This window comes from Pseudomonas sp. FW305-3-2-15-C-LB1, from assembly GCF_058787615.1.
In genome coordinates this window covers 410,795-435,182 of sequence record NZ_JBYSZX010000004.1, presented here as the reverse complement: position 1 = coordinate 435,182, position 24,388 = coordinate 410,795, and the positions used below count along the sequence as shown (strand labels likewise).

The following is a 24,388-nucleotide window of genomic DNA, read 5'->3' as shown; positions in this document are numbered from 1 at the left end:
AGATTGAAAAAGTAGTCGATTCTAGCGCTTTAACATCGCGCGTATGTCCGCCAGGGCTGTGTTGCCGCGAACGGCCTTCACCTCGGTCGGGGTGTCGTCATTGCCTTCCCAGGCCAGGTCGTCCGGCGGCAGTTCATCCAGGAACCGGCTGGGGGCACAATCGATGATTTCGCCGTACTGCTTGCGCTTGGCGGCAAAGGTGAAGGCCAGGGTCTGACGCGCGCGGGTAATGCCCACGTAGGCCAGGCGGCGTTCCTCTTCGATGGTGTCGGCTTCGATGCTGGAACGGTGCGGGAGGATTTCCTCTTCCATGCCCATGATGAACACGTAGGGGAATTCCAGGCCCTTGGAGGCATGCAAGGTCATCATCTGTACACCTTCGGCGCCGTCTTCCTCTTCCTGCTGGCGTTCGAGCATGTCGCGCAGCACCAGCTTGCCGATGGCGTCTTCGACGGTCATCTCGCCGTCTTCGTCTTTTTCCAGGGTGTTCTTCAGCGCTTCGATCAGGAACCAGACGTTGCTCATGCGGTAATCCGCGGCCTTGTCGCTGGAACTGTTGGTGCGCAGCCAGTTCTCGTAGTCGATGTCCATGACCATGCTGCGCAGCGCGCTGATCGGGTCTTCGCCGGCGCACTGCTCGCGCACCTTGTCCATGAAGCGCTTGAAGCGCGACAGGCGATCGGTGAAGCGCGAGTCCAGGTGTTCGCCCAGGCCGATCTCGTCGGTGGCGGCGTACATCGAGATCTTGCGCTCAGTGGCGTAGTTGCCGAGCTTTTCCAGGGTGGTGGAGCCGATCTCGCGACGCGGCACGTTGATCACGCGCAGGAAGGCGTTGTCGTCGTCCGGGTTCACGATCAGGCGGAAGTAGGCCATCAGATCTTTTACTTCCTGGCGTCCGAAAAAGCTGTTGCCGCCCGACAGGCGATACGGCACCTGGTGGTGCTGCAATTTCAGCTCGATCAGCTTGGCCTGGTAGTTGCCGCGATAGAGGATCGCGAAATCGCTGTAAGGCCGGTCGGTGCGCAGGTGCAGGCTGAGGATCTCGACGGCCACGCGTTCGGCTTCGGCGTCTTCGTTGCGGCAGCGGATCACGCGGATCTCGTCGCCGTGGCCCATCTCGCTCCACAGTTGTTTTTCAAACTCATGGGGGTTGTTCGAGATCAACACGTTGGCGCAGCGCAGGATGCGGCTGGTGGAGCGGTAGTTCTGCTCCAGCATCACCACTTTCAGGGACGGGTAGTCGTCCTTGAGCAGCATCAGGTTTTCCGGGCGCGCGCCGCGCCAGGCGTAGATCGACTGGTCATCGTCACCGACCACGGTGAACTGGTTGCGCTTGCCGATCAGCATTTTTACCAGCAGGTACTGGCTGGCGTTGGTGTCCTGGTATTCGTCCACCAGCAGGTAGCGCACCTTGTTCTGCCATTTTTCGAGGATGTCGGCGTGTTCTTCGAACAGCTTTACCGGCAGCAGGATCAGGTCGTCGAAGTCCACTGCGTTGAACGCCTTGAGCGTGCGCTGGTAGTGGGTGTAGACGATGGCGGCAGTCTGTTCCTTGGGGTTGCGTGCGTTTTCCAGGGCCTGGGGCGGCAGGATCAGGTCGTTTTTCCAGGCGCCGATCATGTTCTTGATCTCATCCACGCCGTCGTCGCCTGCGTATTCCTTTTGCATGATGTCGGTCATCAGCGACTTCACGTCGGTCTCGTCGAAGATCGAGAAGCCCGGCTTGTAGCCCAGACGCGCATGCTCCTTGCGGATGATGTTCAGGCCCAGGTTGTGGAAGGTACACACGGTGAGGCCACGGCCTTCGCTACCCTTGAGCAAGGTGCCGACGCGCTCTTTCATCTCCCGCGCGGCCTTGTTGGTGAAGGTCATGGCGACGATGTACTGGGCGCGGATGCCGCAGTGCTGGATCAGGTGCGCGATCTTGCGGGTGATCACGCTGGTCTTGCCGGAGCCTGCGCCGGCGAGCACCAATAGAGGGCCGCCGACGTAGTTCACGGCTTCTTGCTGCCGGGGATTGAGTCGGGACATACAGAATTCAGGGAGTCGTTGTTCAAAAGGGCGGGCATTTTAACAGGCTGGCAGGATTCTGCTCTGTCAGAACGACAGTGTGACGTACCACTCGATCTAAATTTGCCGGTTTTGATACTTTGCCGCAGGATGTGAGGGTTGTTTTGAGGCTAATGTTCACAGTTCGCGTGTTTGAAAACCCCTATCATTGGTGATTCTCAGGCCGCACGTCATAATGCCCGTCGCCACGAATTTTTGCAGAGTCTAGGGAGCTAGCTTGTCTACGCCTGTCGAACCCTTGCGTTTGCTGCTGCTGGCCGATGAGCCCGCGTGGGCAGCGTTATTGCGCGAGTGCCTGGCGCCGATGGGCGATGGGGCTGTGCTGATCAGCGCACCAAACTGGGAATCCGTGAGCCGTCTGTTCGATGACGACCACAGCGCCGTGCTATTGACCACGCCCAGCCTGCAACCCGGGCCTGGCCGTTGCAGCCTGCCGTGCGTGTTGTTGCTGGAACAGGAACCGCTGGTTTCACCGCTTGGCGTCAGCGATTGGCTGGTGCGTGATGTATTGGATGCCGATACAGTGCGCCGCTGCCTGCGCCACGTCCGCGAGCGCGGCGTGCTGGAAAACACCCTGCAACGCCTGGCCGAGCAGGACCCGCTCACCGGCATCGCCAACCGCCAGGGCTTCCAGACCCTGTTGACCGCGCGTCTGGCCGAGAATGAAGGGCGTGGCCTGGCCCTCGGTCACTTGGACCTCGACAACTTCCGCCACGCCAACGATGCCCTCGGCCACCAGGCCGGCGACCGGTTGATCCTGCAAGTGGTGTCACGGCTCAAGAGCCAGCTGGAGGTCGGCGACCAACTGGCGCGCCTGGGCAGCGATGAATTCGCCCTGCTGATCGATACCCGCCGTGCACCCCAGCGTGCCGAGTGGATGGCCGAGCGCATTACCGAGGTCATGGCCGAACCCTATTGGGTGGATGGCGAAAGCCTGCTGATCGGTTGCAGCCTGGGCGTGGCCCATGCCCGCGCTCGCGCCGGTGCCGACCCTTTGATGTGGCACGCTCATATCGCCATGCAGCAGGCCAAGAGCACCCAAGGCTGCACCTTTCATATCTTCAACGAACGTATCAACCGCAACGCGCGCAGCCTGGCCGACCTGGAAAGCGAGCTGCGCCGCGCCTTGCGCCGTGACGAACTGGAGCTGCATTACCAGCCACGCCTGGACCTGGACGACGGCCATATCGTCGGCCTGGAGGCCCTGGTGCGCTGGCGTCATGGCGAGCGCGGCCTGTTGCCGCCAAGTGAATTCGTGCCGTTGGCCGAGCAAAGCGGCCTGATCGTGCCGCTGGGCTACTGGGTGATCTCCCGGGCCCTGCGCGACATGCAGGACCTACGCGAACGCGGCCTGCCGGCGTTGCACATGGCGGTCAACCTGTCGTTCCGCCAGTTCCAGGACAGCCAGTTGCTCTCCACACTCAGCCGGCTGATTGCCGAGCGGGGCGTGGAGGCGCAATGGCTGGAGTTCGAACTGACCGAAACCGCCGTGATGCGCCGCAGTGACCTGGTCAAGCAGACCATGGATGCCCTCGGCCGCCTGGGTGTGCGGTTTTCCCTGGATGACTTCGGTACGGGTTTCTCATCGTTCGTGCACCTCAACAGCCTGCCGATTGCCTTGTTGAAGATCGACAAGAGCTTTGTCGGTGGCATGGAGGAGCGCGAAGAAAACCGCAAGCTGGTGCATGCCATGATCAACCTGGCGCACAACCTCAACCTGGAGGTGGTGGCCGAAGGGGTGGAAACGCCTGAGCAACTGGCGCTGTTGCGTTTGTTTGGCTGCGACCAGGCCCAGGGTTACCTGATCAGCAAGCCGCTGCCGTTGCCGGAGTTGGTGGAGTACCTGACCTTCGGCAAAAGCCAGCAAGCTTTGCTCGGTTAGGAATGTGGGAGGGGGCTTGCCCCCGATGGCGGAGTGTCAGCCAGTTCATCTGCAACTGACCCAACGCTATCGGGGGCAAGCCCCCTCCCACATTTCCTGCCGCGGCGGCTCCTGGCGAATCATCCGCTTCATCTTCGCCTCAAACGCCCAGGTCAGGCTCACTGCCGCGCATGCCAGGCCCAGCGCCAGGCCCCACCACACACCGGTCGGTCCCCAGCCCAGGGTGAAGGCCATCAGCCAGGCCGATGGTGCGCCAATCAACCAATAGCAGCCCGCGCCGATCAGGAAGGTGGTCTTGGCGTCCTTGAGCCCGCGAATGCAGCCCATGGCGATGGTCTGCACGCCATCGAACAGCTCGAACCAGGCGGCGACGGCCAGCAGGCTGACGGCCAGGACGATCACGTCGTGGAACGCCGGGTCGTTGTGGTCGATGAGCAGTCCGATCAGCGGGTCGGAATAGAGCCACAGCACGGCAGCAAATCCCAGCATGATCGCCGCGCCAAAGCCGATGCCGACACGACCGGCCAGGCGCGCCTGCAGCAACTGCCCGGCGCCGTAGTGCTGGCCGATGCGCATGGTCACCGCGTAGGACATTCCCGCAGGCACCATGAACGCCACCGAGACGATCTGCAATGCGATCTGATGCGCCGCCAACTGCGTACTGCCCATGGTGCCCATGCACAGCGCCGCAAACGCAAACAACCCGACCTCCACCGCATAGGTGCCGCCGATCGGCAGGCCCAGGCGCCACAATTCGCGCAGGTACTGGGTGTTGAGGCGAAACAGGCCTGTGCTCAGCGGGTAGGCCGCATAGGTGCGGTTGCTGCGGATGTACCACATCAGCGTCAGCGCCATGCCATTGGCAACGATGGCCGTGACCAGGCCGATACCCATCAGGCCGAGCTTGGGCAGGCCGAACATGCCTTCGATCAGCGCGTGGTTGAGCAGGTAGTTGGCTACCGTGCCGCCAAGGCTGATCACCATCACTGGCGTCGCCTTGCCGATTGCACTGGTGAAGCCGCGCAGGGCCATGAAACTCAGGTAGCCGGGCAGGGCGAACGGCAAGATCGTCAGGAATTGCCCGGCCGAGTGCACGTTGGTCTCGGTCTGGCCAAACATCAGCAGCACTGGCTTGAGATTCCACAGCAGCAAACCGGCCGCCAGGGCCATCAGCCACGCCAGCCATAGCCCGGCCTGGGTCAGGCGGGTGGCGCCGTCGATATCGCCCGCGCCGTGACGGATGGCCACCAGCGTGCCCACGGCGGCAATCACGCCGATGCAGAAAATCGCCACGAACGAGTAGGTCGCCGCGCCCAGGCCGCCACCGGCCAGGGCTTCGGGGCTCAGGCGCGCCATCATCAGGGTGTCGGTCAGCACCATCAGCATGTGTGCCAACTGTGAGGCAATCAACGGCCCTGACAGCCGCAGAATGGCCCAGAGTTCGGTACGTGCCGGATGTTGCATGATCATCACGCTCGACAAGTCAGAGGGTTGGGGAAGGCTTGATTCTCGGCGCTCTGGGTTAATTACACAAAAGGATTAAAGCGATGGTGTACATGACTTAAACTCATGTGTATTGATCTGATAGTGTTGGTGGATCGCTATGCAGGAATTTACCGATGTCTCGTCGCCTTGCTCCGCTGTATGCCTTGCGCGCATTCGAGGCCGCCTCTCGGCACAATTCCTTCACTCGGGCAGCGGAGGAGCTCTCCATCACGCAAAGTGCGGTGAGCCGACATATCCGCACGCTGGAAGAGCATTTCGCCTGTCGCCTGTTCCAGCGCAGTGGCCGCACCTTGCAGCTCACCGAGGCGGCGCGCCTGCTCTTGCCCGGCGTGCGCGAAGGTTTTGCAGCGTTGGAGCGGGCCTGCCATACCTTGAACGCCGAAGACGACATCCTGCGCATGAAGGCACCGTCGACCCTGACCATGCGCTGGCTGCTGGCGCGGCTCAGCCGCTTCCGCGCGTTGCAGCCAGGCAATGAGGTGCAACTGACCAGCGCGTGGATGAGCGTGGACGAGGTGGATTTCAACCAGGAGCCCTTCGACTGCGCGGTGCTGCTGAGCTACGGGCACTTCCCGGCGGACTGGGAGGCCAGCTACCTGTTTCCGGAGCTGCTGATCCCGGTAGGTGCGCCGAACCTGCTGGAGGACGGGCCCTGGGATGCTGCACGCCTGGCCACCGCGGAATTGCTGCACCCCACGCCCGACCGTCGCGATTGGCGCAATTGGTTGGAGCGCATGGGGTTGTCATCCCAGGTGTCGCTCAAGGGCGGGCAGGTATTCGATACCCTCGAACTGGGCATGATCGCCGCTGCGCGGGGCTACGGTGTGTCCATGGGCGATTTGCTGATGGTGGCCGAAGACGTGGCCCAGGGTCGATTGAGCCTGCCCTGGCCAACGGCGGTGGCCAGTGGCGAAAACTACTACCTGGTATGGCCGAAAACCCGCCCCGGCGGTGAGCGTTTGCGGCGCTTGGCGGAGTTTCTGCAGGCGGAAGTCAAGGCGATGGAATTGCCTCAGGTCGAACGCCTCGAGTGAGGGGCGACAGACTGTTTGTGCAATCGTTTGCGTGATACCCCTGCGGATCGCTCAAGTATTGCCTCGGCTCGCCGAAGTAGGTGTGTTGGAACCATCGTACACCAACGTTTCCCACTGGATAATTTGCCGAGCAACGCTATGAGATCAGGATGATCCTGGCCTCGGCCAGGAGCCGTCATGTCTCAACCTCGCGCCCGGATAGCCTCCCAGTTAGGCCTGGCATTAGCCGTGATTCTGGCTGTCGTCATCAGCGGCAGCACCGTGTTTGCCTTGCGTTCCCTCGACTCCGCCAACCTCGCTACCCGCGAGGAGCACCTGGCCAGCGAGGCACGTTTGCTCGCCGACCAACTCAACACCTTCCACAGCACCTTGCGCGAAAGTACCCAGCGTTTGAGCGGGCTGTTTGAAAAGCGCTTCGGCGCCGGCTTGAGCGTGCATGCGGACCAGCCTGTGACCGTGGCCGGTGTGCAGACGCCTAGCCTGTACCTGGGCAATCAGGTGTTGAACAACAACTTCAATGAAGTGGATGAGTTCAAGCAGATGTCCGGCGGCGTGGCCACGGTATTCGTGCGCAGCGGCGAAGACTTTATCCGCATCAGCACCTCGTTGACCAAGCAGGATGGCAACCGGGCCATCGGCACGGTGCTGGATCGCCAGGGCCCGGCTTACCAGCGGGTGCTCGGCGGGCAGACCTATATCGGCCGCGCGGTGCTGTTCGACCGCTCCTACATGACCCAGTACAGCCCGGTGCGCGACAGCAGTGGGCAGGTGATCGCGGTGTTGTTCATCGGGTTCGACTACACCGATGCGCAGAATGCCCAGTTCGAGAACCTCAAGCGTTTCCGCATCGGCCAGACCGGCTCCCTCGCCTTGCTGGATGAGCAGAAGCGCTGGCTTGTACCGCCGGCGGGCGTGCAGGCGCTGGATCAAGCCGTACCCGTGATGCTGGACCTGGCCAAGACGCCGGGCACCGGGCGCTTCTGGGCAGACAAAAACGAAGATTTCTACAGCGTGTCGGTACCCTTCGAGGGCGGGCCATGGGCCGTTGTCGCGAGCATGCCCAAGGCTGAGATCCGCTCGGTGACGTGGGACGTCGGTATCCGCCTGGTCATAGGCAGCGTGCTGGCCATGCTGCTGGCGGTTGGTGCAACGGTGTGGCTGCTGCGCAGCAAGCTGGCGCCGTTGGGCGACCTGGTGCGCCAGGCCGAAGCCCTGGGCGCGGGCGACTTGAGCGCGCGCTTGAATGTGTCCAGTCATGACGAAATCGGCCAACTGGCGCGCAGTTTCAACCAGATGGGTGAAGCGCTGTCGACCATGGTCTCGCATATCCGCAAGGCGGCTGAAGAGGTCAACAGCCGTGCGCAGGCGCTGTCCGGCTTGTCCGGTGGCGCCTATGAAGGCATGGAGCAGCAGTCCGGCGAGATCACCAGCATGGCCGGCGCGGTGGAAGAGTTCAGCGCCACCTCGCTGAACATCGCCGACAACATGGGCAGCACCGAACGCCTGGCCCAGGAAAACGCCCAACAAACCCGCATCGGGCGCAACTCGATGCAAGAGGCGTCGTCATCCCTGGAACACATCGCTGCCGCGCTCAACAGCACAGCCACGGTGATCAACACCCTGGGACAACGCTCCCAAGAGATCGGCGGAATCGTCGGTGTGATCACCTCGATTGCCGAACAGACCAACCTGCTGGCGCTCAACGCCGCCATCGAGGCTGCCCGCGCTGGTGAACAAGGCCGTGGGTTTGCGGTGGTCGCCGATGAGGTGCGCAACCTGGCGTCGCGTACTCGAGAGGCCACTGACGAAATCTCCGGAATGATCCAGAGCATCCAGCAGGAAACCGGCAACGCCATCAGCACTATGGAGCGCGGCAATGTGTTGATGCAGGAAGGCCTGTCGCGTAACGCCGACGTGGCGTCGGCCCTGGCGCGTATCGACGAGCAAAGCCGCTCGGCCGGTCAGCAGTTTGCCGCGATCACCACCGCCACTCAGGAACAGAGCAGCACCGCGACCTTGCTCAGCAGCAACTTGCAGAGCATCGCGCTGGCCAATAGCGAGCAGCGGGAAGTGGTGTCGAACCTGGCGATTACCGCCAAGGAACTGGAGACCCTGGCGGCAGGCTTGCGGCATGAGGTAGATCGGTTTCGTTGAGGCCTAGCGGTCGCCCAGGCCGGGGTCCACGCGCTTGCCGATGTCCTTCAGGCGCGCCAGTTGGTCGACCATGCCGGGGGCTTCGTCCATGCTGGTGACGAAGGTCCACAGGTAAGTCATGACTGCATAGATATGGCCGGCCTTGACCGCGGGTGACTGCGCCAACTGGCTGATGGCGACCACAAACAGCAAGGCGGCCAGCGTGCCAAGAAACAGGTACGCAGCCGCCTCGCGGTCTGACAGCCAGATGCGCAGGCGCGAAAGCACCTGGTAGTGGCGCCGCAGGGTCGGTGCGCCGACCTTTTCCACCAGGCCGATTTCTTTTTCCAGCCGGTTGTTCAGCCGTTCATGCAGCGCTTGGTTGCGCCGGGCAAAGCGTGGCAACAACGTGATGCACAGCACCAGCGCGCCCAGGCACGCCAGGCCTACCCAGGGCTCGATCACGATCAACATCACTGCCGCGCCGATAATCGACACCAGCGCCGTGGCGATGATCGGTACATGCTTTTCAAAGAAGTCGACGAACTCCCGAGCAAGCACCACCCGCGCCGCCGATTTCGACGTGCTGTGGTTCTGCAGGCGTTGGTTGAGGATCACCGGCACCGCCAGATCGGCGTAGATCCGCGTGAAAGTCCGCGTATCCAACGCCCGGCGCGCCGCGCCGACCACCCAGAACGCCAGGACCACGGCGGCGTAGAGCAGCGCGTTACCCGTGTCGCCGCGGATGATCGAGTCCACCGCAAACCCGGCAAACAACGGGTAGGCCAGCAGCAGCGCGTTCTCCAGCGCGACCAGCGACAGCGTGGCGGACAGCTTGCCCGGATAGGCTTTGGCAATGGCCTTGAGCGTCTGGCCGGCGGATTGCTGGCCGATTTTCTGACTTTCTTCGATCAGGATTTGCGGTGTGACGGATGACATGGGGTGCACCAAAGGAGTGGTAGGCGCTATTATTGAGCGACTGCTCAAGTATCCTTGAGCGATCGCTCAAAAAGCAAGCGCCGCTTATCTGCCGGTGCCTGGAAGGAATTGCCCATGTCGCGTATCGACCGTAAAGACCAGATCATCGCCGCCGCCCTGGAACTGTTTCGCAGCAAGGGTTTTGCCGATGTGTCCACCCGCGACCTGGCCGAACATGCAGGCCTGTCCCGCAGCCACGTCTATCACTACTTCAGCGACTGGAAGGAACTGCGCCGCGAAGCCTTCGTGCGATTTGCCAACGAACAACTGGACGAAGTACGCGCGCCCCTGGCAGAAGCAGCGCCCCTGGAAGCCTTTGTGGGTTTCTTGCGCGACTGCCTGCCAAGCACCGCCGATGCGGGGTGGGCGCTGTGGCTGGATGCCTGGGACGAAGCCATGCAGGACCCGGAAATGGCCCAGGCTTACCTGGCGATCAACGCCCAATGGCAAGGCATGCTCGCCGAGGTGATCGAGCGGGGTGTGGCTGCCAACGTCTTGCGTTGTGACTCGCCACAACGCGCTGCCCGCCAGATCTTTGCCGTGGCGATGGGCTATGCCGACGACCTGATGCTCAAACCATCCATGGAGTCGGCCGAAGCGGCCCTGGATGAAGTGATGGAAGTGGCGCGGCTGCTGCTGGACTTCCCAGAGGCGCCCTAGCCGACGGCCGCGGGCCGATATTGCAGCGCTTCCGCCAGGTGCGGTCGAGTGATGTTATCGGCGTGCTCAAGGTCGGCCAGGGTACGCGCCACTTTGAGCAGACGATGGGCCGCGCGCAGGGATAGCGTCAACCGTTCACAGGCGGTTTCCAGCCAGCCTTCATCGGTCTTGGTCAGCTTGCAGTGCTTGCGCAGCCCTGGCAGGTCAAGGAACGCATTCGCACAGCCCTGGCGTTGCTGTTGGCGATCGCGGGCCTGGGCGACCCGTGCCGATGCCTCGGCCGTGTTATCGCCCACCTGCTGGGTTGGATTCAACGCGGTGGTTTCCCGCGCCACAGTGAGGTGCAAGTCGATGCGGTCCAGCAAAGGGCCGGAGAGCTTGTTGCGATAGCGCTGAACCTGCTCCGGCGTGCAGCGACAACGCCCGTTGGGTTCGCCCATGTACCCGCAAGGGCAGGGGTTCATGGCGGCTACCAGTTGGAAGCGGGCCGGGAAGCTGACGCGATCGCGGGCGCGGGAAATGACGATGTGGCCCGATTCCAGAGGCTCGCGCAGCACCTCCAGCACCTTGCGGTCGAACTCCGGCAATTCATCGAGGAACAGTACGCCGTGATGGGCCAGGGTAATCTCCCCAGGCTGCGGTTTCGACCCGCCGCCCACCAATGCCGGACCTGATGCAGAGTGGTGCGGCTGGCGAAACGGTCGGTGTGGCCAGTGACTCAGCGGTGCCAGGCTGACGACCGACTGGATAGCCGCCACTTCCAAGGCTTCCTGCTCGCTCAACGGTGGCAACAAACCCGGCAGGCGACTGGCAAGCAGTGTCTTGCCGGTGCCGGGCGGGCCGCTGAACAGCAGGTTATGTGCGCCCGCCGCCGCGATCAGCAGTGCGCGCTTGGCGGCGAGCTGGCCCTGTACTTCGCTCAGGTCCGGGTATGGCTTGTTCAGGTACAGCAAACCGTCGGACTTGTAGGGCTCTATGGGCTGATGCCCATTCAGGTGCGCCACGACCTGCAGCAAATGATCTACCGCAATCACCTTCAACCCCGAGGCCAGGCACGCCTCCTCGGCATTCGCCCGCGGCACTATCACGGTGCGCCCGGCCTTGCGTGCCGCCAACGCGGCCGGCAGCACGCCTTTCACTGCTCGCACTTCGCCGGACAGCGCCAACTCGCCGAGGCATTCCACCTCATCGAGCATCAGCGCCGGCACTTGAACGCTGGCCGCCAGGATGCCCAGCGCTATCGCCAGGTCAAAGCGTCCGCCGTCCTTGGGCAGGTCGGCGGGTGCCAGGTTGAGGGTGATGCGCCGGGCAGGGTATTGCAGGGCGGAGTTGAGAATGGCGCTGCGCACCCGGTCCTTGCTTTCCTTGACGGCGGTTTCCGGCAAACCCACCAGGGTGAGGGATGGCAAACCGTTGGCCATGTGCACTTCGACGGTGACGGCAGGGGCTTCGACGCCGATCTGGGCGCGGCTGTGGACGATGGCGAGGGACATGCTCGTTCCTTGAAAAGAGGGCCGCTTCCTGCGGTTTTTCAAGGGTAGACGAGGTGGAGAAATGCGAGGCGAGGGAGGTTTTACAGAACGTATCCAGCGTCGTTCGCAGCGCTTTATGTGGGAGCTGGCTTGCCTGCGATAGCATCGCCTGCGTGCAACTGATACACCGAGGCGTCTGCATCGCAGGCAAGCCAGCTCCCACACTGACCGCGTTTATTCAGCAGAGGGCGGTGTCATCTTGGCTTCCAGCTCAGCGACTTTGGCCTCCAGGCTCTCCAGCCGCGCACGTGTGCGGGCCAGCACCACCATCTGGCTATCAAACTCTTCCCGGCTCACCAGGTCGAGTTTGCTGAAGCCGCTTTGCAGCAGCGCCTTGAACTGGCTTTCGATTTCATTGCGGGGCAGCGGGGTGTCGCCGCTGAACAGGCGAGAGGCGTGGCCGCTCAGGGCGTCGAGGAGGTCTTTGGGCGCGAGCATGGGAAATATTCCGGAATACTGTTGGCCGGCAGTGTACCACGCAGCGTCTATAGTCTTTTCCGTGGCGGCGAGCGCACGCTTTTCGCGCAGCGGGTCGGGCGGTGTCGCACTGTTTTTGTGCGCATTGCCGCCATCAAAAAGCCCCGCAGTTGGGCAAAAGTGAGCAAAGGACTGATTTCAGTGATTTTTACGGAGCTGGCAAGGTTTCTGCTTAGACGATCATGACCCATGCACTGATGCAGTCGCTGTGACGAATGCAGTGCGCCGACGGATCAGGGGTACAGGTTTCGTCACCAGTGGTTCGCTGGCGTCGCAACGGCAAATGCCGAGGCGACGACGCGTTACAAAGCCAGGCACTGCGCTTAGACTTGAGACGGGTTTGTTTTCCTGGGGCAAGTCCACCAATTCGGGAGAGAGTTTTCATGAAGCTAGTCACTGCCATCATCAAGCCGTTCAAGTTGGACGATGTACGCGAGTCGTTGTCCGAGATCGGCGTGCAGGGCATTACCGTTACTGAGGTCAAAGGCTTCGGTCGGCAGAAGGGTCACACCGAGCTGTATCGCGGCGCGGAATACGTAGTCGATTTCCTGCCGAAGGTGAAGATTGATGTCGCGATTGACGACAAGGATCTTGACCGGGTTATCGAGGCGATAACCAAGGCCGCCAACACTGGCAAGATCGGTGACGGCAAGATCTTCGTGGTCAATCTGGAACAGGCTATTCGTATCCGTACCGGCGAAACCGATACCGACGCAATCTAAGCCGCCAAACCCCAACGCCCCAGGAGAAAACAATATGACTCTGCGTAAATTCGCAGGGCTCGGAGCCCTGTTGTCCATCGTAATGCCAAGCCTGGCCATGGCGGCAGACGAAGTGGCGGCTCCAGTCCTCAATTCCGGTGACACAGCGTGGATGCTCACATCCACCGCGCTGGTGCTGTTCATGACCATTCCAGGCCTGGCGCTGTTCTACGGCGGCATGGTGCGCTCCAAAAACATTCTTTCCGTGATGATGCAATGCTTCGCCATCACTGGCCTGATCAGCGTGTTGTGGGTCATCTACGGCTACAGCATCGCGTTCGACACGACCGGTATGGAGCAGGGCGTCGTCAACTTCAACTCCTTCTTCGGCGGCATGGGCAAGGCGTTCCTGGCGGGCGTGACCCCGGCCAGCATCACCGGGCCTGCGGCGTTGTTCCCGGAAGCGGTGTTCATCACCTTCCAGATGACCTTCGCCATCATTACCCCGGCGCTGATCGTCGGTGCGTTCGCCGAGCGTATGAAGTTCTCCGCGATGCTGATCTTCATGGCCATCTGGTTCACCCTCGTCTATGCGCCAATCGCACACATGGTCTGGAGCGGTAATGGTGGCTTGCTGTGGGACTGGGGCGTGCTGGACTTCGCCGGTGGCACAGTGGTGCACATCAACGCCGGTGTGGCTGGCCTGGTGGCGTGCATCGTGCTCGGCAAGCGTAAAGGCTTCCCGACCACCCCGATGGCACCGCACAACCTCGGTTACACCCTGATCGGCGCGGCCATGCTGTGGATCGGCTGGTTCGGCTTCAACGCCGGCTCGGCCGCTGCGGCCAACGGCACTGCCGGCATGGCGATGCTGGTCACCCAGATCGCTACTGCTGCTGCGGCGCTGGGCTGGATGTTCGCCGAGTGGATCACCCACGGTAAGCCAAGCGCACTGGGCATCGCCTCGGGTGTGGTGGCTGGCCTGGTAGCCATCACCCCAGCCGCTGGCACCGTCGGGCCGATGGGCGCCCTGGTGATCGGCCTGGTCGCCGGTGTGATCTGCTTCTTCTGCGCCACCAGCCTCAAGCGCAAGCTTGGCTACGACGACTCCCTGGACGCATTCGGCGTGCACGGTATCGGCGGTATCGTCGGCGCGATCCTCACCGGTGTATTCGCAGCCCCTGCGCTGGGCGGCTTCGGCACGGTGACTGACGTGGCTGCACAGGTCTGGATCCAGGCCAAAGGGGTCGGCTTCACGGTGATCTACACCGCTATCGTGACCTTCATCATCCTCAAGGTGCTGGACATGGTCATGGGCCTGCGGGTGACCGAAGAGGAAGAGGCGGTCGGCCTCGACCTGGCGCAACACAACGAGCGCGGCTACAACCTGTAAGTACGCGAAAAAAAGATGCCCGGCTTGCCGGGCATTTTTTTGTCTGTTGTTTGTCAGTCATAACGAGCTGTACCGGTTTTTATCCAGTGTTTGTGATGGGATGCACACGGCACTTTTCCGCATGCCAATGTCTTACAGGCATGTAGGCGTATTCGGCACTTTGTTTTTTCCCTGAGCGCGCTAGAATGCGCGCCGATGGGCGGAGAACTGTATGTGGCAACAGACCCTGATTACCCTGCGGGCCAAGCCCCGGGGCTTTCACCTGGTAACCGATGAGTTGCTGGCCGGCTTGCCTGAATTGAAGGCCTGTCGCGTGGGCTTGTTGCATCTGTGGCTGCAGCACACCTCGGCCTCGTTGACCGTCAACGAGAATGCCGACCCGGCGGTACGCCGTGACTTCGAACGTTATTTCAATTCGCTGGTGCCGCAAGGCCTCGCAGGGTTCGAACACAACGACGAAGGTCCGGACGACCTGCCGGCGCACTTCAAGGCCAGTCTCCTGGGCTGCCAGCTGAGTTTGCCGGTGAAGGCCGGCCGCTTGGCGATGGGGACCTGGCAAGGTGTTTATCTGGGCGAGCACCGTGATCATGGCGGTGCTCGTAAAGTCCTCGCCACCTTGCACGGTGATGGGGCATAAGCCACTGGTTAACCAGTGGATGTTGATTTTTTTCCGGCAGCCGTCGACAGAGGGTGAAGCTGGGCTATAACTAATCTGCTTTTCGCAAGTCATGAGGTAGAACATGAGCGACGATGATCTGGAAAACGACGAACTCGAAGTAGGTGACGAAGACGACACCGAAGAAGGCCTTGAGGCGGCGGAAGACGTTGCCGACGACGACAGTGGCGATGATGCGCCTGTCCCGGCCGCCAAAGGCAAAGCCAAGGCAGCTGTGTCGGTAGATGAATTGCCAAGCGTTGAAGCCAAGAACAAAGAGCGTGATGCCCTGGCCCGTGCGATGGAAGAGTTCCTCGCTAAAGGCGGCAAAGTGCAGGAAGTCGAGGCCAACGTGGTGGCAGACCCACCGAAGAAGCCGGATAACAAGTACGGCAGCCGACCTATTTGAGGTCAGTCACCTGCTTGTTAGAAAAAGCCCGCCGTCGCTGCGGGTTTTTTCATGCCTGGACGTTACCGGCGATAAAAATGTGGGAGGGGGCTTGCCCCCGATAGCGGTGTATCAGCCAACGAATATATTGGCTGACCCACTGTAATCGGGGGCAAGCCCCCTCCCACATGTTGACCTACGGTGTTACTTCCAGCTGCGCAGCAGTTCCGGCAACTCTGTCAGGCTACGAATCTGCGCATCCGGTCGCTTGTCCCCCTCCCATGCCTTACCCGTCGGGTTAAACCACACTGCCCGTAACCCCGCCTGCTGCGCCCCGGCAATGTCATCCCCCGGATGATCGCCAACATGCACCGCCGCACTTGCGTCCACGCCACCACGCTGCAAGGCCTCCTGAAACAACCGCGCATCTGGCTTGGCGATGCCGATATCTTCGGCCCGCAGTGCAAAATGGAAGTAGTCCGCCAGGCCAACACGCTGCACATCGGCATTGCCGTTGGTGATCACACCCAGCAGGAAGTGCTGGCGTAGCGCCTGGAGCATAGGCTCGGCTTCGGGAAACGGAGTGAGCTGGTGGCGCGCATGAATGAATGCTTCGAAGCACACATCGGCCATTTCCGTGGCCTCAGGCTGCGGATAACCAGCCTCTTCAAATGCATGCATCAACACCCGGTGACGCAGGATGCTGATGCGGTGTTTCAGCTCGGGATGGCGCTCCAGCACCTGTTGGCGAAGACTGGCGAAGTGTTCCAGCGGCAAATCGCCGACCTTGGCGGCGTTAAGCGCCAGCCATTCGCGCATCGACGCCTCGGCGCTGATGATGACAGGTACGTTGTCCCAGAGCGTGTCGTCCAGGTCGAAGGTGATCAGCTTGATACTCATGAGTCGCCGTCCTTGATGCGTTTGGCCCTTGGGTGGGCGCTGTCGTATACCGTTGCCAGGTGTTGGAAATCCAGATGGGTATAGATCTGTGTGGTCTTGATATCGGAGTGGCCCAGTAGCTCTTGCACGGCGCGCAGGTCCTGGGACGATTCCAGCAGATGGCTGGCGAAAGAGTGTCGCAGCATATGTGGGTGCAGGTTCTGCCCCAGCTCTCGCTCCCCGGCGGCCTTCACCCGCACCTGAATCGCCCTTGGTCCAAGACGCCGGCCTTGCTGGCTGACGAACACCGCATCGTCCGCCGGGTTGGTCAGCAGGCGCAGCGGCAACCACAGCTGCAATGCTTCCCGTGCCTTGCGGCCTACCGGTAGGACGCGGGTCTTGCTGCCCTTGCCGAGCACTTGCACCAGGCCGTCGGTCAGGTCCAGTTGATCCAGGTTCAGGCCGGTCAGCTCAGAAAGGCGCAGGCCCGAGGAATAGAACAGTTCCAGAATCGCCTGGTCGCGGTGGGCCAGGAAATCATCCTCGACCGCACCGTCCAACAGTTGCAGGGCACGGTCAGTGTCCAGGGTCTTGGGCAGGCGCCGCTCGCCCTTGGGTGGCGACAGGCCGTTGGCCGGGTCGTGGTCGCACAGGCCTTCACGGTTCAGGTAGTGATAGAGCCCACGCACCGCCGAGAGCAGGCGCGACAGGCTGCGCGAGGATTGGCCGGCCTGATGCAGTCGCGCGATCAGGCTGCGCAGGCCCTGGATATCCAGGGCCTGCCAGCTGCTGATCTGTTGTTTTTCGCAGTACGTCAGGACCTTGTTCAAGTCCCGTCGATAGGCTTCCAGGGTATGGGGCGACACCTGGCGCTCGTTGCGCAGGTGAGCGCAGTAAGCGTCCAGTTGCCGATCCATGGCTAGCGCACCGCGCGCAGGGCGGTGGTGAAACGCGGCAAGACGCGGCCCAGTACTTCGGCGATGTAGGTCAGGAACAAGGTACCCACGGAGCTTTTGTAGTGCTGAGGATCGCGGCTGGCGATGGCCAGCACGCCATGCAGGCCTTGATGACTGAGGGCGACGACGGCAGTGGAGCCGATCTGCTTGCGCTGTTCGGCCCCAAACAGGAAGTCCAGCTCATGCTCACGCAAGGTGCCGCTGATGGTCTTGCCTTCGGACAGCAGGCCACCGATGGTGGTTTGTGCGTCGCTGCCGCTGACCCAACGACCCACCGGCATCGGGTTGTCGCTGAACAGGATCAGGCTCACGAACGGCACCTGGAAGTCCTGGCGCAGGCTGTCTTCCACCGCGATCACCGTTTCTTCAAGGCTGGTGGCATCCATCAGGGTCAGGATCAGGCGGCGGGTTTTCTCGAACAGGCGATCGTTGTCGCGGGCGACGTCCATCAGGTGCGAGAGCTTGTGGCGCATTTCAATGTTGCGCTCGCGCAGTATCTTCATCTGCCGCTCTACCAGCGATACGGTATCGCCGCGCTGGTGAGGGATGCGCAGGGCCGGCAACAGCTCTTCGTGTTCGACGAAGAAGTCCGGATTAGCCTCAAGGTACGCCGCGACAGCAGCGGCCTCCAGGCTGTTGCTCGGGGATGCTTGTGCGGGTACTTGAGGCTTATCGGTCATTGGCTTGGCTCACTCATAGACGGACCTGTCCTTCGTATACGCGCGAGGCCGGCCCGGTCATCATCACCGGGTGGCCAGGGCCAGCCCACTCGATGGACAAGCGTCCGCCGGGCAGGTCGATCAGCAGTGGCGAATCCATCCACCCCTGGCTGATCGCGGCCACGGCAGCGGCGCACGCACCGGTGCCGCAGGCCTGGGTTTCTCCGGCGCCGCGTTCCCACACGCGCAATTTCGCGCGGGAACGGTCGATCACCTGCAGGAAGCCCACGTTGACCCGTGCCGGAAAGCGCGGGTGGTGTTCGATCTTCGGCCCCCATTCATGCACGGGCGCATTGTTGATGTCGTCGACCCGCAGCACGGCATGGGGGTTGCCCATGGATACGGCGGCAATATCGATGGTCTTGCCGTCCACGTCCAACGCATAGCTGACAGCCTGCTCGGTGGCCTGGAACGGAATATCCGCCGGCACCAGGCGTGGCGCGCCCATGTTGACGCTGATCTGGCCATCGCTGCGGATATCCAGCTCGATCACGCCGCTCTTGGTCTCGACGCGGATCTGCCGCTTGGCGGTCAGGCGCTTGTCCAGCACAAAGCGCGCGAAGCAGCGTGCACCGTTGCCGCACTGTTCCACTTCGGAGCCGTCGGAGTTGAAGATCCGGTAACGGAAATCCACCTCCGGGTTGCTCGGCGCCTCGACGATCAGCAACTGGTCGAAACCAATGCCGGTGTGACGATCGCCCCACTGTTTAGCGTGCTTGGGCAGGATATGCGCGTGCTGGCTGACCAGGTCGAGGACCATGAAATCATTGCCCAGCCCGTGCATCTTGGTAAAACGCAGCAGCATGGCTTACTCCGGCAGCAGGCTTTCGCCAGCATACAACTCGGCTACCGTCTCGCGGCGACGCACTTCAAACGCTTGATCACCGTCCACCAGCACCTCGGCGGTACGCCCGCGGGTGTTGTAGTTGGAACTCATGACAAACCCATAGGCACCGGCCGAATGCACGGCCAGCAGATCGCCTTCTTCCAGGGCCAGCTGACGATCCTTGGCCAGGAAGTCGCCGGTCTCGCAGATCGGGCCGACGATGTCGTAGGCGCGGGCTTCACTGGCGCGAGGCGTCACGGCGGTGACATTCATCCAGGCCTGGTACAGCGCCGGGCGGATCAGGTCGTTCATCGCCGCATCGACGATTGCGAAGTCCTTATGCTCGGTGTGCTTGAGGTACTCGACCTGGGTCAGCAGCACGCCCGCGTTGGCGACGATATAGCGGCCCGGCTCGAACATCAGCGTCAGGTCGCGGCCTTCGATGCGCTCGCGCACGGCCTGGATATAGTCAGCGATCAGCGGTGGCTCTTCATCGCGGTAACGCACGCCCACGCCACCACCGAGGTCGATGTGGTGCAGGTAGATGCCGCATTCGCCGAGACGGTCGATCAGCGCCAGCAGGCGGTCGAGGGCATCCAGGAACGGAGGCAGGCTGGTCAGTTGCGAGCCGATATGGCAGTCGACGCCCAGCACTTCCAGGTTCGGCAGTTGGGCGGCGCGGATGTACACATCTTCGGCGTCGGCAATGGCAATGCCGAACTTGTTCTCTTTGAGACCGGTGGAAATGTACGGGTGGGTGCCGGCGTCGACGTCCGGGTTGACGCGCAGGGAGATCGGCGCGCGAACGCCCATCTCGGCGGCCACGACCTGCAGGCGCTCGAGTTCATCGGTGGATTCGATGTTGAAGCAATGCACGCCGACTTCCAGGGCGCGGCGCATGTCTTCGCGGGTCTTGCCGACGCCGGAGAACACGATCTTGTCGGCTTTGCCGCCGGCAGCCAGCACACGTTCCAGCTCGCCACGGGAGACGATGTCAAAACCAGCGCCAAGGCGCGCCAGGACATTCAGTACACCCAGGTTGGAGTTGGCCTTGACCGCGTAGCACACCAGGTGCGGCACGCCGTCGAGCGCATCGGTGAACGAGCGGTACTGGGCTTCGATATGCGCACGGGAATACACATAGGTCGGGGTGCCAAAGCGCTCGGCAATCGCGGACAACGCCACGCCTTCCGCGAACAGCTCGCCGTCCCGGTAGTTAAAAGCGTCCATGGAATACCCTTATTCGTAGGTGTCGTGCTTATGCGCTTTGGATGGTTTTTGCGACGATTGCGCCTGTTCATTCGGGTCTTTGCTGTCATCGGGCAGGTACAGCGGGCCTTTTTGACCACAGGCACTAACGAGGCAAGCGACCGCGACGAGCGCAGCAAGGGAAGAGATCAGGCGCTTCATGGCGAAATCCTTGAATATGCATTAATTGCGCCCGAGTATACCGACCACCCGCCAGCTTGCCTATGCGCTGGAATACCCGTCCGGCGGGGGTTTGCCGACACGGAGATGAAGTGGACTACGCTGGCCGTGGATATTTCGTACCGCCAATCGTGATGGAATCGGTATCCTTTGCAATCGGCGGGGCTCGCCCGTATCGTGCGGCGCTCGAGCAAAACCAGACACTTTTGAGGTTGCCACAATGAGTTTGACCGAAGCCCGTTTTCACGACCTGGTGGATTCGACCCAGCAGGCGCTGGAAGATATTTTCGACGACAGCGGCCTGGACGTGGACCTGGAAAACTCGGCCGGTGTACTGACCGTCAAGTTTGAAAACGGCACTCAATTGATCTTCAGCCGCCAGGAACCGCTGCGTCAGTTGTGGCTGGCTGCGCGTTCCGGTGGTTTTCACTTTGATTTCAACGAAGAAGACAACAATTGGCAGTGTGACACCAGCGATGAACTGCTCAGTGAAATGCTCGCGCGCCTGGTCAAGGAACAAGCCGGCGCCGACCTGGATTTCGACGAGATTTGATGGTGACCCAGCCTGCTCCCGTCCGTCCGCCCAAGCCGCTGTTCAGTAATGTCAGCCCGGCGGTGCCGTCACCTTGTATCAGTTTGTGTCGCCTGGACGAGCAGAAAGTCTGCCTCGGCTGTTTCCGCCATGTGGAAGACATCCGTGAATGGCGCTCTGCCGACGATGCACGGCGCCGGATCATCTGCGCCGAGGCCGAGCAGCGCCGGGCCCGCGCCTGAGGCCGTCTTGTTTATTTGTGACGCTGTGGTAGTGTCCGGATACGCCTCAACTCATCGAGGCCCGTGAGAACCCCGCCTTTCCTGGCGGGGTTTTGCTTTTTTGTGCAGAAAAAAGGAGTCTGCCTGAATCATGACCACCGCACCGTCCATCATCCTCACCCGTCTTGACGTGCAGCGTCTGGAGCAACTGATCGACCGCCTGGGCGACGAATCTCCCGGCGTCGAAGCTTTGCAAGCCGAACTCGACCGCGCCGAAGAAGTGGTTGGCCACGATGAAGTGCCTGCGGGTGTCGTGACCATGAACTCCAGCGTGCATTGCCGTGAGCAAGGCAGCGGCAAGGACTACCACCTGACCCTGGTCTACCCGAAAGATGCCAATGCCGATGAAGGCAAGATCTCGATCCTGGCACCGGTAGGCAGTGCTTTGCTTGGCCTGCAGGTTGGCCAGCATATCGACTGGCCGGCCCCTGGCGGCAAGACGCTCAAGCTGGAATTGCTCAGTGTTGAAGGCCAGCCCAAGGACGGCGGTGCCTTCCCTCTTTAAATCCGGCTCAGCGCCTCGTTGAGCGACAGTTCCAGCTCGGCCTTGTAGCGCAGGTACAGGTTGCTGGGGCTTTGCACATCACCGAGCAGGCCGGACAGGTCTAAGTCGGTGATGTAGCAGCGGTAACGTTCGGGCTCCCGGCGTTGCCCGACGATTTCCTGGGCGACCACTGCAAACAGCTGGTCGCCAAATTCCAGCTCGGAAAACTCCCGCTGATTGCAGTACAGGGTGATCCCCACTTGGCCCGGCGCTGCCTTGCCGATAATCGCCTGCACGTCATAGAACGGTTTATTCGCCGGGTTCGACGGCGCAGGGCGAGGCTCGATGCCGCGCGCGCGACCGCTGCCCGACGGCAACAGTTGGTAATACAAGGTTTGCACTGCGCCCAGTGGCTCATGCGTGTCCAGCGGTGACAGCGCGTCGCGGCGATAAATGATCGACTGCAAAAAGCGCTGCAACGGCGCCAGCAGGCTCTGTTCGTCATGGAACGGCAAGCGCTGCTGCCACAACGCGTTGAACTCATCCAGCACATACAACTCGGCGAAGCCTTCGTTGACTCGGTAGAACACCTGCACGCAATCGGCTAGCCCCATCGGCAGCAGCAGCGCCAGGTCATGGTCTTCCAGGGCCATGGCGTCCAGATGCAGCGGGCTGTAGCAGGCCAGTTCTTCGCTGAGGTAGGCGATCAGCGCGTCCTGGGTGGGCAGTGACACGTGGGTCGCCTGGCCCGGTATCAGCTCCATCACGTGATAGTGCTGCTGTACCTGGAGCAGGTAACGGTGATTGCCCTGACCGAGCAGCAGGTTCTGGGCGGTGTCGAAGATTTCTTCCACGCGCTGGGCAATGAACTGTGCGCGGTTGTGACAGAAGCAGCGCACCCGCAGCCGTGGCAGATGGTCCGCCGGCAATTGATTGAGGTAGTCGCGCAGGCAGTCGAGCAGGGCGTGAGGGCCGTCGTAGCGGCTGACCATCACCTCGTTCCAGCTGTTGAGCGTGACCTGGTCCAGGGTCAGCACCAGGTTGTCGCGCACACCGGCATAACTCAGGGAGTCGGTGCGTTCGGTGGTCATCAGGATGTTCAGGTCGCGGTGGTGCTTGAGCGGGTCGACGCCGACGTTGATCAGCAGCAGGACTTCCTCAGGCACCGCCGAGCGCAGCAGGTGCTCTTCATCGACGCTGGCCAGGGGCAGGGCGACGCTCTGTTGCAGGCTGCCCAGCAGGTTGAACAGCTCGAACTCAGTCATGTCGCTGGTGCCGGGGTGCAGGGCCAGGCGGGTGCTGCTGTCGATCACACCGTTGCGATGGCACCAGGTGAGCATCTCCAGCAGGTCGCGGCTGCGCTTGATCGGCGCGAAGTGCTCCCATTCCAGGGCCGTGAGGTTGCCGTTGTACAGGCCCCAGTGGTGTTGGCCCGGCTCCTTGCGATTGGGCGATTGCACCAGGGTCAGGGTGTCTTCGGCCAGGTCCGGGGCGATGCCGGGGTTGATGAACTCGACTTTGCCGGCCTTGCGTTCAAAGGCGGCATACAGGCGCCGGCCCAATACGTTGAGGTCGCGCTTGTTGATCAGGCTGACGGTCTGTTCGGTGCGAGCGAACTGGGTCAGGAAGCGATAGCTGTAATTGAGCTCGTTGACCAATGCGCGGCGCTCGGAGGCGACCTGGCGTACTTTCCATTGGCTGCGACTGTCCAGCAGTGTCAGTTGGCGCTGGTCCCAGCCCCATTCATGGGCCAGGCGCTCCAGCAGCAGGCGTTGCCAGCTGGTGCTGCGCTGGCCGGCGCTGAGCTTGCGGTTGACCTTGAGGTACAGCGCACGCCGCACCAGCTCCAGGCGTTCTGGCTCGTTGCGGGCCTTGAGGTATTCCTCGATACGGCGGTAGACCACGATGTAGGGGTCCAGCTCGTCCAGGTCCATCTGGTTGGCGAATACCGCGCGCTTGAAGCGCAGGCTCAGGCAGTGCACGTTCGGGTGTTCGCTGGCATAGACCTCGGTCAGCAGCAGCTTGAGCACCGACTTGTAGGGCGACTCGATGCCCTTGAACAGCTGCCACAACCCGGCGCCGATGAATTCGCCCGGAGGGATGCGCGCCAGGTGGCCAAGGTCCAGGGTTTCGTCGGCACGGATAAAGCGCTTGGAAATCAGCGTGTGGGTGAACTCGGCATAACGAGTCTCTTCATACACCGGCACCAGCCACCAGATCGGTGTACGCCCGGCGAGCCAGATGGCGGTGCGGTAGAACTCGTCCAGCAACAGGTAATGCTGGGTGGTGCCGCAATCGTCGGAACTCAGTTGTGTGTCGCGCTCACCGAGCACAAAGCGTGTCGGCTCGATCAGGAAGAAGTGCGCCTCGGCACCCATGGTCAGGGCCCAGGCTTCCAGCAGTTGGCATTTCTTGCGCAGTTCGGCCAGTTCCACCTCGCTCAGGTCGGCGGCGTGACACACCCACACATCCATATCGCTCTGGTCGGCCTGGGCCAGCGTCCCAAGGCTGCCCATCAGAAACAGGCCGTGAATCGGTCGCGGTGGGTTGCCGTGGCGTGGCTTGTAGGAGAACGAGCGGGTCAGGCGCTGGGCTTCGGTCAGTGCCTGGGCGTCGGGTTCGAAATTCGACAGGCCGGCCGGTGTACTGCCCGATACATAGCCGGGCAGCAACGGGTGATTGACGTGGAAGAACAGCGGCAACAAGGTCAGCACGCTTTGCTGACGCGGAGTCAGCCCTTCGACAGCCCGGGCCATGCGCCCTTCGTTGAGGGCCATGAAACGCGCGCGCAATTGGGCCAGCACCTTACGGTCGATGCCTTCGTCCAGGTCGGGGCGGATCTCATGGGTGCGGGTCATGTCGAAGTCGGTGGCT

General features: G+C 62.0%; 23 protein-coding genes. 11 read left to right on the top strand and 12 right to left on the bottom strand.

Going from position 1 to position 24,388, the window contains the following annotated elements; translation table 11 throughout:
• Nucleotides 1–21 precede the first annotated feature (21 nt).
• A complete protein-coding gene (gene rep, locus AC3WP7_RS11420; protein WP_102592393.1) occupies nucleotides 22–2,031 on the bottom strand; it encodes a DNA helicase Rep in 2,010 nt (669 codons plus the stop codon).
• 256 nt (nucleotides 2,032–2,287) lie between these two features.
• Here rep and AC3WP7_RS11415 point away from each other — a divergent pair, with 256 nt between their 5' ends.
• A complete protein-coding gene (locus AC3WP7_RS11415; protein ID WP_071488058.1) occupies nucleotides 2,288–3,952 on the top strand; it encodes a putative bifunctional diguanylate cyclase/phosphodiesterase in 1,665 nt (554 codons plus the stop codon).
• Between the two features lie 66 nt (nucleotides 3,953–4,018).
• Here the strand turns inward: AC3WP7_RS11415 and AC3WP7_RS11410 are convergent, their stop codons facing one another.
• Nucleotides 4,019–5,422 carry a NorM family multidrug efflux MATE transporter gene (locus AC3WP7_RS11410; RefSeq protein WP_093120427.1) on the bottom strand — a complete coding sequence of 468 codons (1,404 nt, stop codon included), beginning with the start codon at nucleotides 5,420–5,422 and terminating at the stop codon, nucleotides 4,019–4,021.
• Between the two features lie 149 nt (nucleotides 5,423–5,571).
• Between AC3WP7_RS11410 and AC3WP7_RS11405 the strand changes: the two genes are divergently transcribed.
• Both AC3WP7_RS11405 and AC3WP7_RS11400 read left to right on the top strand, forming a co-directional pair.
• The gene (locus AC3WP7_RS11405; RefSeq protein ID WP_058424225.1) at nucleotides 5,572–6,492 is read left to right on the top strand and encodes a LysR substrate-binding domain-containing protein; all 921 of its coding nucleotides are present in this window, start codon (nucleotides 5,572–5,574) and stop codon (nucleotides 6,490–6,492) included.
• Nucleotides 6,493–6,669: 177 nt separating this feature from the next.
• Nucleotides 6,670–8,646, top strand: a complete 1,977-nt coding sequence (locus tag AC3WP7_RS11400) for a methyl-accepting chemotaxis protein (protein ID WP_092241702.1) — start codon at nucleotides 6,670–6,672, stop codon at nucleotides 8,644–8,646.
• A gap of 3 nt (nucleotides 8,647–8,649) precedes the next feature.
• On the opposite strand, the gene AC3WP7_RS11395 is transcribed toward AC3WP7_RS11400, so the two are convergent.
• Entirely contained in the window at nucleotides 8,650–9,564 is a 915-nt protein-coding gene (locus AC3WP7_RS11395) for an ABC transporter six-transmembrane domain-containing protein (RefSeq protein WP_092241704.1), read from the bottom strand.
• A gap of 114 nt (nucleotides 9,565–9,678) precedes the next feature.
• Here AC3WP7_RS11395 and AC3WP7_RS11390 point away from each other — a divergent pair, with 114 nt between their 5' ends.
• Entirely contained in the window at nucleotides 9,679–10,263 is a 585-nt protein-coding gene (locus tag AC3WP7_RS11390) for a TetR/AcrR family transcriptional regulator (protein ID WP_071488054.1), read from the top strand.
• Here the strand turns inward: AC3WP7_RS11390 and AC3WP7_RS11385 are convergent.
• Nucleotides 10,260–11,756, bottom strand: coding sequence for a YifB family Mg chelatase-like AAA ATPase (locus AC3WP7_RS11385; protein WP_102592394.1), 1,497 nt, complete (start codon nucleotides 11,754–11,756; stop codon nucleotides 10,260–10,262). The two genes, AC3WP7_RS11390 and AC3WP7_RS11385, sit on opposite strands and share 4 nt — an antisense overlap.
• Nucleotides 11,757–11,969: 213 nt before the next feature.
• Nucleotides 11,970–12,233, bottom strand: a complete 264-nt coding sequence (locus AC3WP7_RS11380; protein WP_058424222.1) for an accessory factor UbiK family protein — start codon at nucleotides 12,231–12,233, stop codon at nucleotides 11,970–11,972.
• A gap of 422 nt (nucleotides 12,234–12,655) precedes the next feature.
• Here AC3WP7_RS11380 and glnK point away from each other — a divergent pair, with 422 nt between their 5' ends.
• The 4 genes from glnK (at nucleotide 12,656) to sutA (ending at nucleotide 15,430) form a co-directional block, all read left to right on the top strand.
• The gene (glnK, locus tag AC3WP7_RS11375; protein ID WP_002555808.1) at nucleotides 12,656–12,994 is read left to right on the top strand and encodes a P-II family nitrogen regulator; all 339 of its coding nucleotides are present in this window, start codon (nucleotides 12,656–12,658) and stop codon (nucleotides 12,992–12,994) included.
• A 34-nt stretch (nucleotides 12,995–13,028) separates the two neighbouring features.
• Nucleotides 13,029–14,366, top strand: a complete 1,338-nt coding sequence (locus AC3WP7_RS11370; RefSeq protein WP_071488051.1) for an ammonium transporter — start codon at nucleotides 13,029–13,031, stop codon at nucleotides 14,364–14,366.
• A 211-nt stretch (nucleotides 14,367–14,577) separates the two neighbouring features.
• Nucleotides 14,578–15,003 carry a secondary thiamine-phosphate synthase enzyme YjbQ gene (locus AC3WP7_RS11365; protein WP_010567185.1) on the top strand — a complete coding sequence of 142 codons (426 nt, stop codon included), beginning with the start codon at nucleotides 14,578–14,580 and terminating at the stop codon, nucleotides 15,001–15,003.
• A gap of 103 nt (nucleotides 15,004–15,106) precedes the next feature.
• Nucleotides 15,107–15,430 (top strand): dormancy-specific transcriptional regulator SutA, encoded by a 324-nt coding sequence (gene sutA / locus AC3WP7_RS11360; protein WP_092241708.1) that lies wholly within the window; start codon nucleotides 15,107–15,109, stop codon nucleotides 15,428–15,430.
• A gap of 183 nt (nucleotides 15,431–15,613) precedes the next feature.
• On the opposite strand, the gene AC3WP7_RS11355 is transcribed toward sutA, so the two are convergent.
• The 6 genes from AC3WP7_RS11355 to lptM are packed head-to-tail and all read right to left on the bottom strand — an operon-like array spanning nucleotide 15,614 to nucleotide 20,199.
• Entirely contained in the window at nucleotides 15,614–16,309 is a 696-nt protein-coding gene (locus AC3WP7_RS11355; RefSeq protein WP_092241710.1) for an HAD family hydrolase, read from the bottom strand.
• Entirely contained in the window at nucleotides 16,306–17,205 is a 900-nt protein-coding gene (gene xerC / locus AC3WP7_RS11350; protein ID WP_102592395.1) for a tyrosine recombinase XerC, read from the bottom strand. Before xerC ends, AC3WP7_RS11355 begins: the two co-directional genes overlap by 4 nt.
• A 2-nt stretch (nucleotides 17,206–17,207) precedes the next feature.
• The gene (locus tag AC3WP7_RS11345; protein ID WP_071488047.1) at nucleotides 17,208–17,924 is read right to left on the bottom strand and encodes a DUF484 family protein; all 717 of its coding nucleotides are present in this window, start codon (nucleotides 17,922–17,924) and stop codon (nucleotides 17,208–17,210) included.
• 13 nt (nucleotides 17,925–17,937) lie between these two features.
• Entirely contained in the window at nucleotides 17,938–18,768 is an 831-nt protein-coding gene (gene dapF, locus AC3WP7_RS11340; RefSeq protein ID WP_093120442.1) for a diaminopimelate epimerase, read from the bottom strand.
• A gap of 3 nt (nucleotides 18,769–18,771) precedes the next feature.
• A complete protein-coding gene (gene lysA / locus AC3WP7_RS11335; RefSeq protein WP_092241716.1) occupies nucleotides 18,772–20,019 on the bottom strand; it encodes a diaminopimelate decarboxylase in 1,248 nt (415 codons plus the stop codon).
• Nucleotides 20,020–20,028: 9 nt separating this feature from the next.
• Entirely contained in the window at nucleotides 20,029–20,199 is a 171-nt protein-coding gene (lptM, locus tag AC3WP7_RS11330) for an LPS translocon maturation chaperone LptM (protein WP_010207449.1), read from the bottom strand.
• Nucleotides 20,200–20,437: 238 nt separating this feature from the next.
• On the opposite strand from lptM, the gene cyaY reads away from it, so the two are divergent.
• The 3 genes from cyaY to rnk all read left to right on the top strand — a co-directional run bounded on the left by cyaY (nucleotide 20,438) and on the right by rnk (nucleotide 21,535).
• Nucleotides 20,438–20,770: an iron donor protein CyaY gene (cyaY, locus tag AC3WP7_RS11325; protein WP_092241718.1), complete on the top strand. Its 333-nt coding sequence runs from the start codon at nucleotides 20,438–20,440 to the stop codon at nucleotides 20,768–20,770.
• A gap of 2 nt (nucleotides 20,771–20,772) precedes the next feature.
• Entirely contained in the window at nucleotides 20,773–20,991 is a 219-nt protein-coding gene (locus AC3WP7_RS11320; protein ID WP_092242377.1) for a DUF1289 domain-containing protein, read from the top strand.
• Nucleotides 20,992–21,121: 130 nt separating this feature from the next.
• Nucleotides 21,122–21,535 carry a nucleoside diphosphate kinase regulator gene (rnk, locus tag AC3WP7_RS11315; RefSeq protein ID WP_058424215.1) on the top strand — a complete coding sequence of 138 codons (414 nt, stop codon included), beginning with the start codon at nucleotides 21,122–21,124 and terminating at the stop codon, nucleotides 21,533–21,535.
• On the opposite strand, the gene AC3WP7_RS11310 is transcribed toward rnk, so the two are convergent.
• Entirely contained in the window at nucleotides 21,532–24,372 is a 2,841-nt protein-coding gene (locus tag AC3WP7_RS11310; RefSeq protein WP_102592396.1) for a class I adenylate cyclase, read from the bottom strand. The two genes, rnk and AC3WP7_RS11310, sit on opposite strands and share 4 nt — an antisense overlap.
• Between the last annotated feature and the right edge of the window lie 16 nt (nucleotides 24,373–24,388).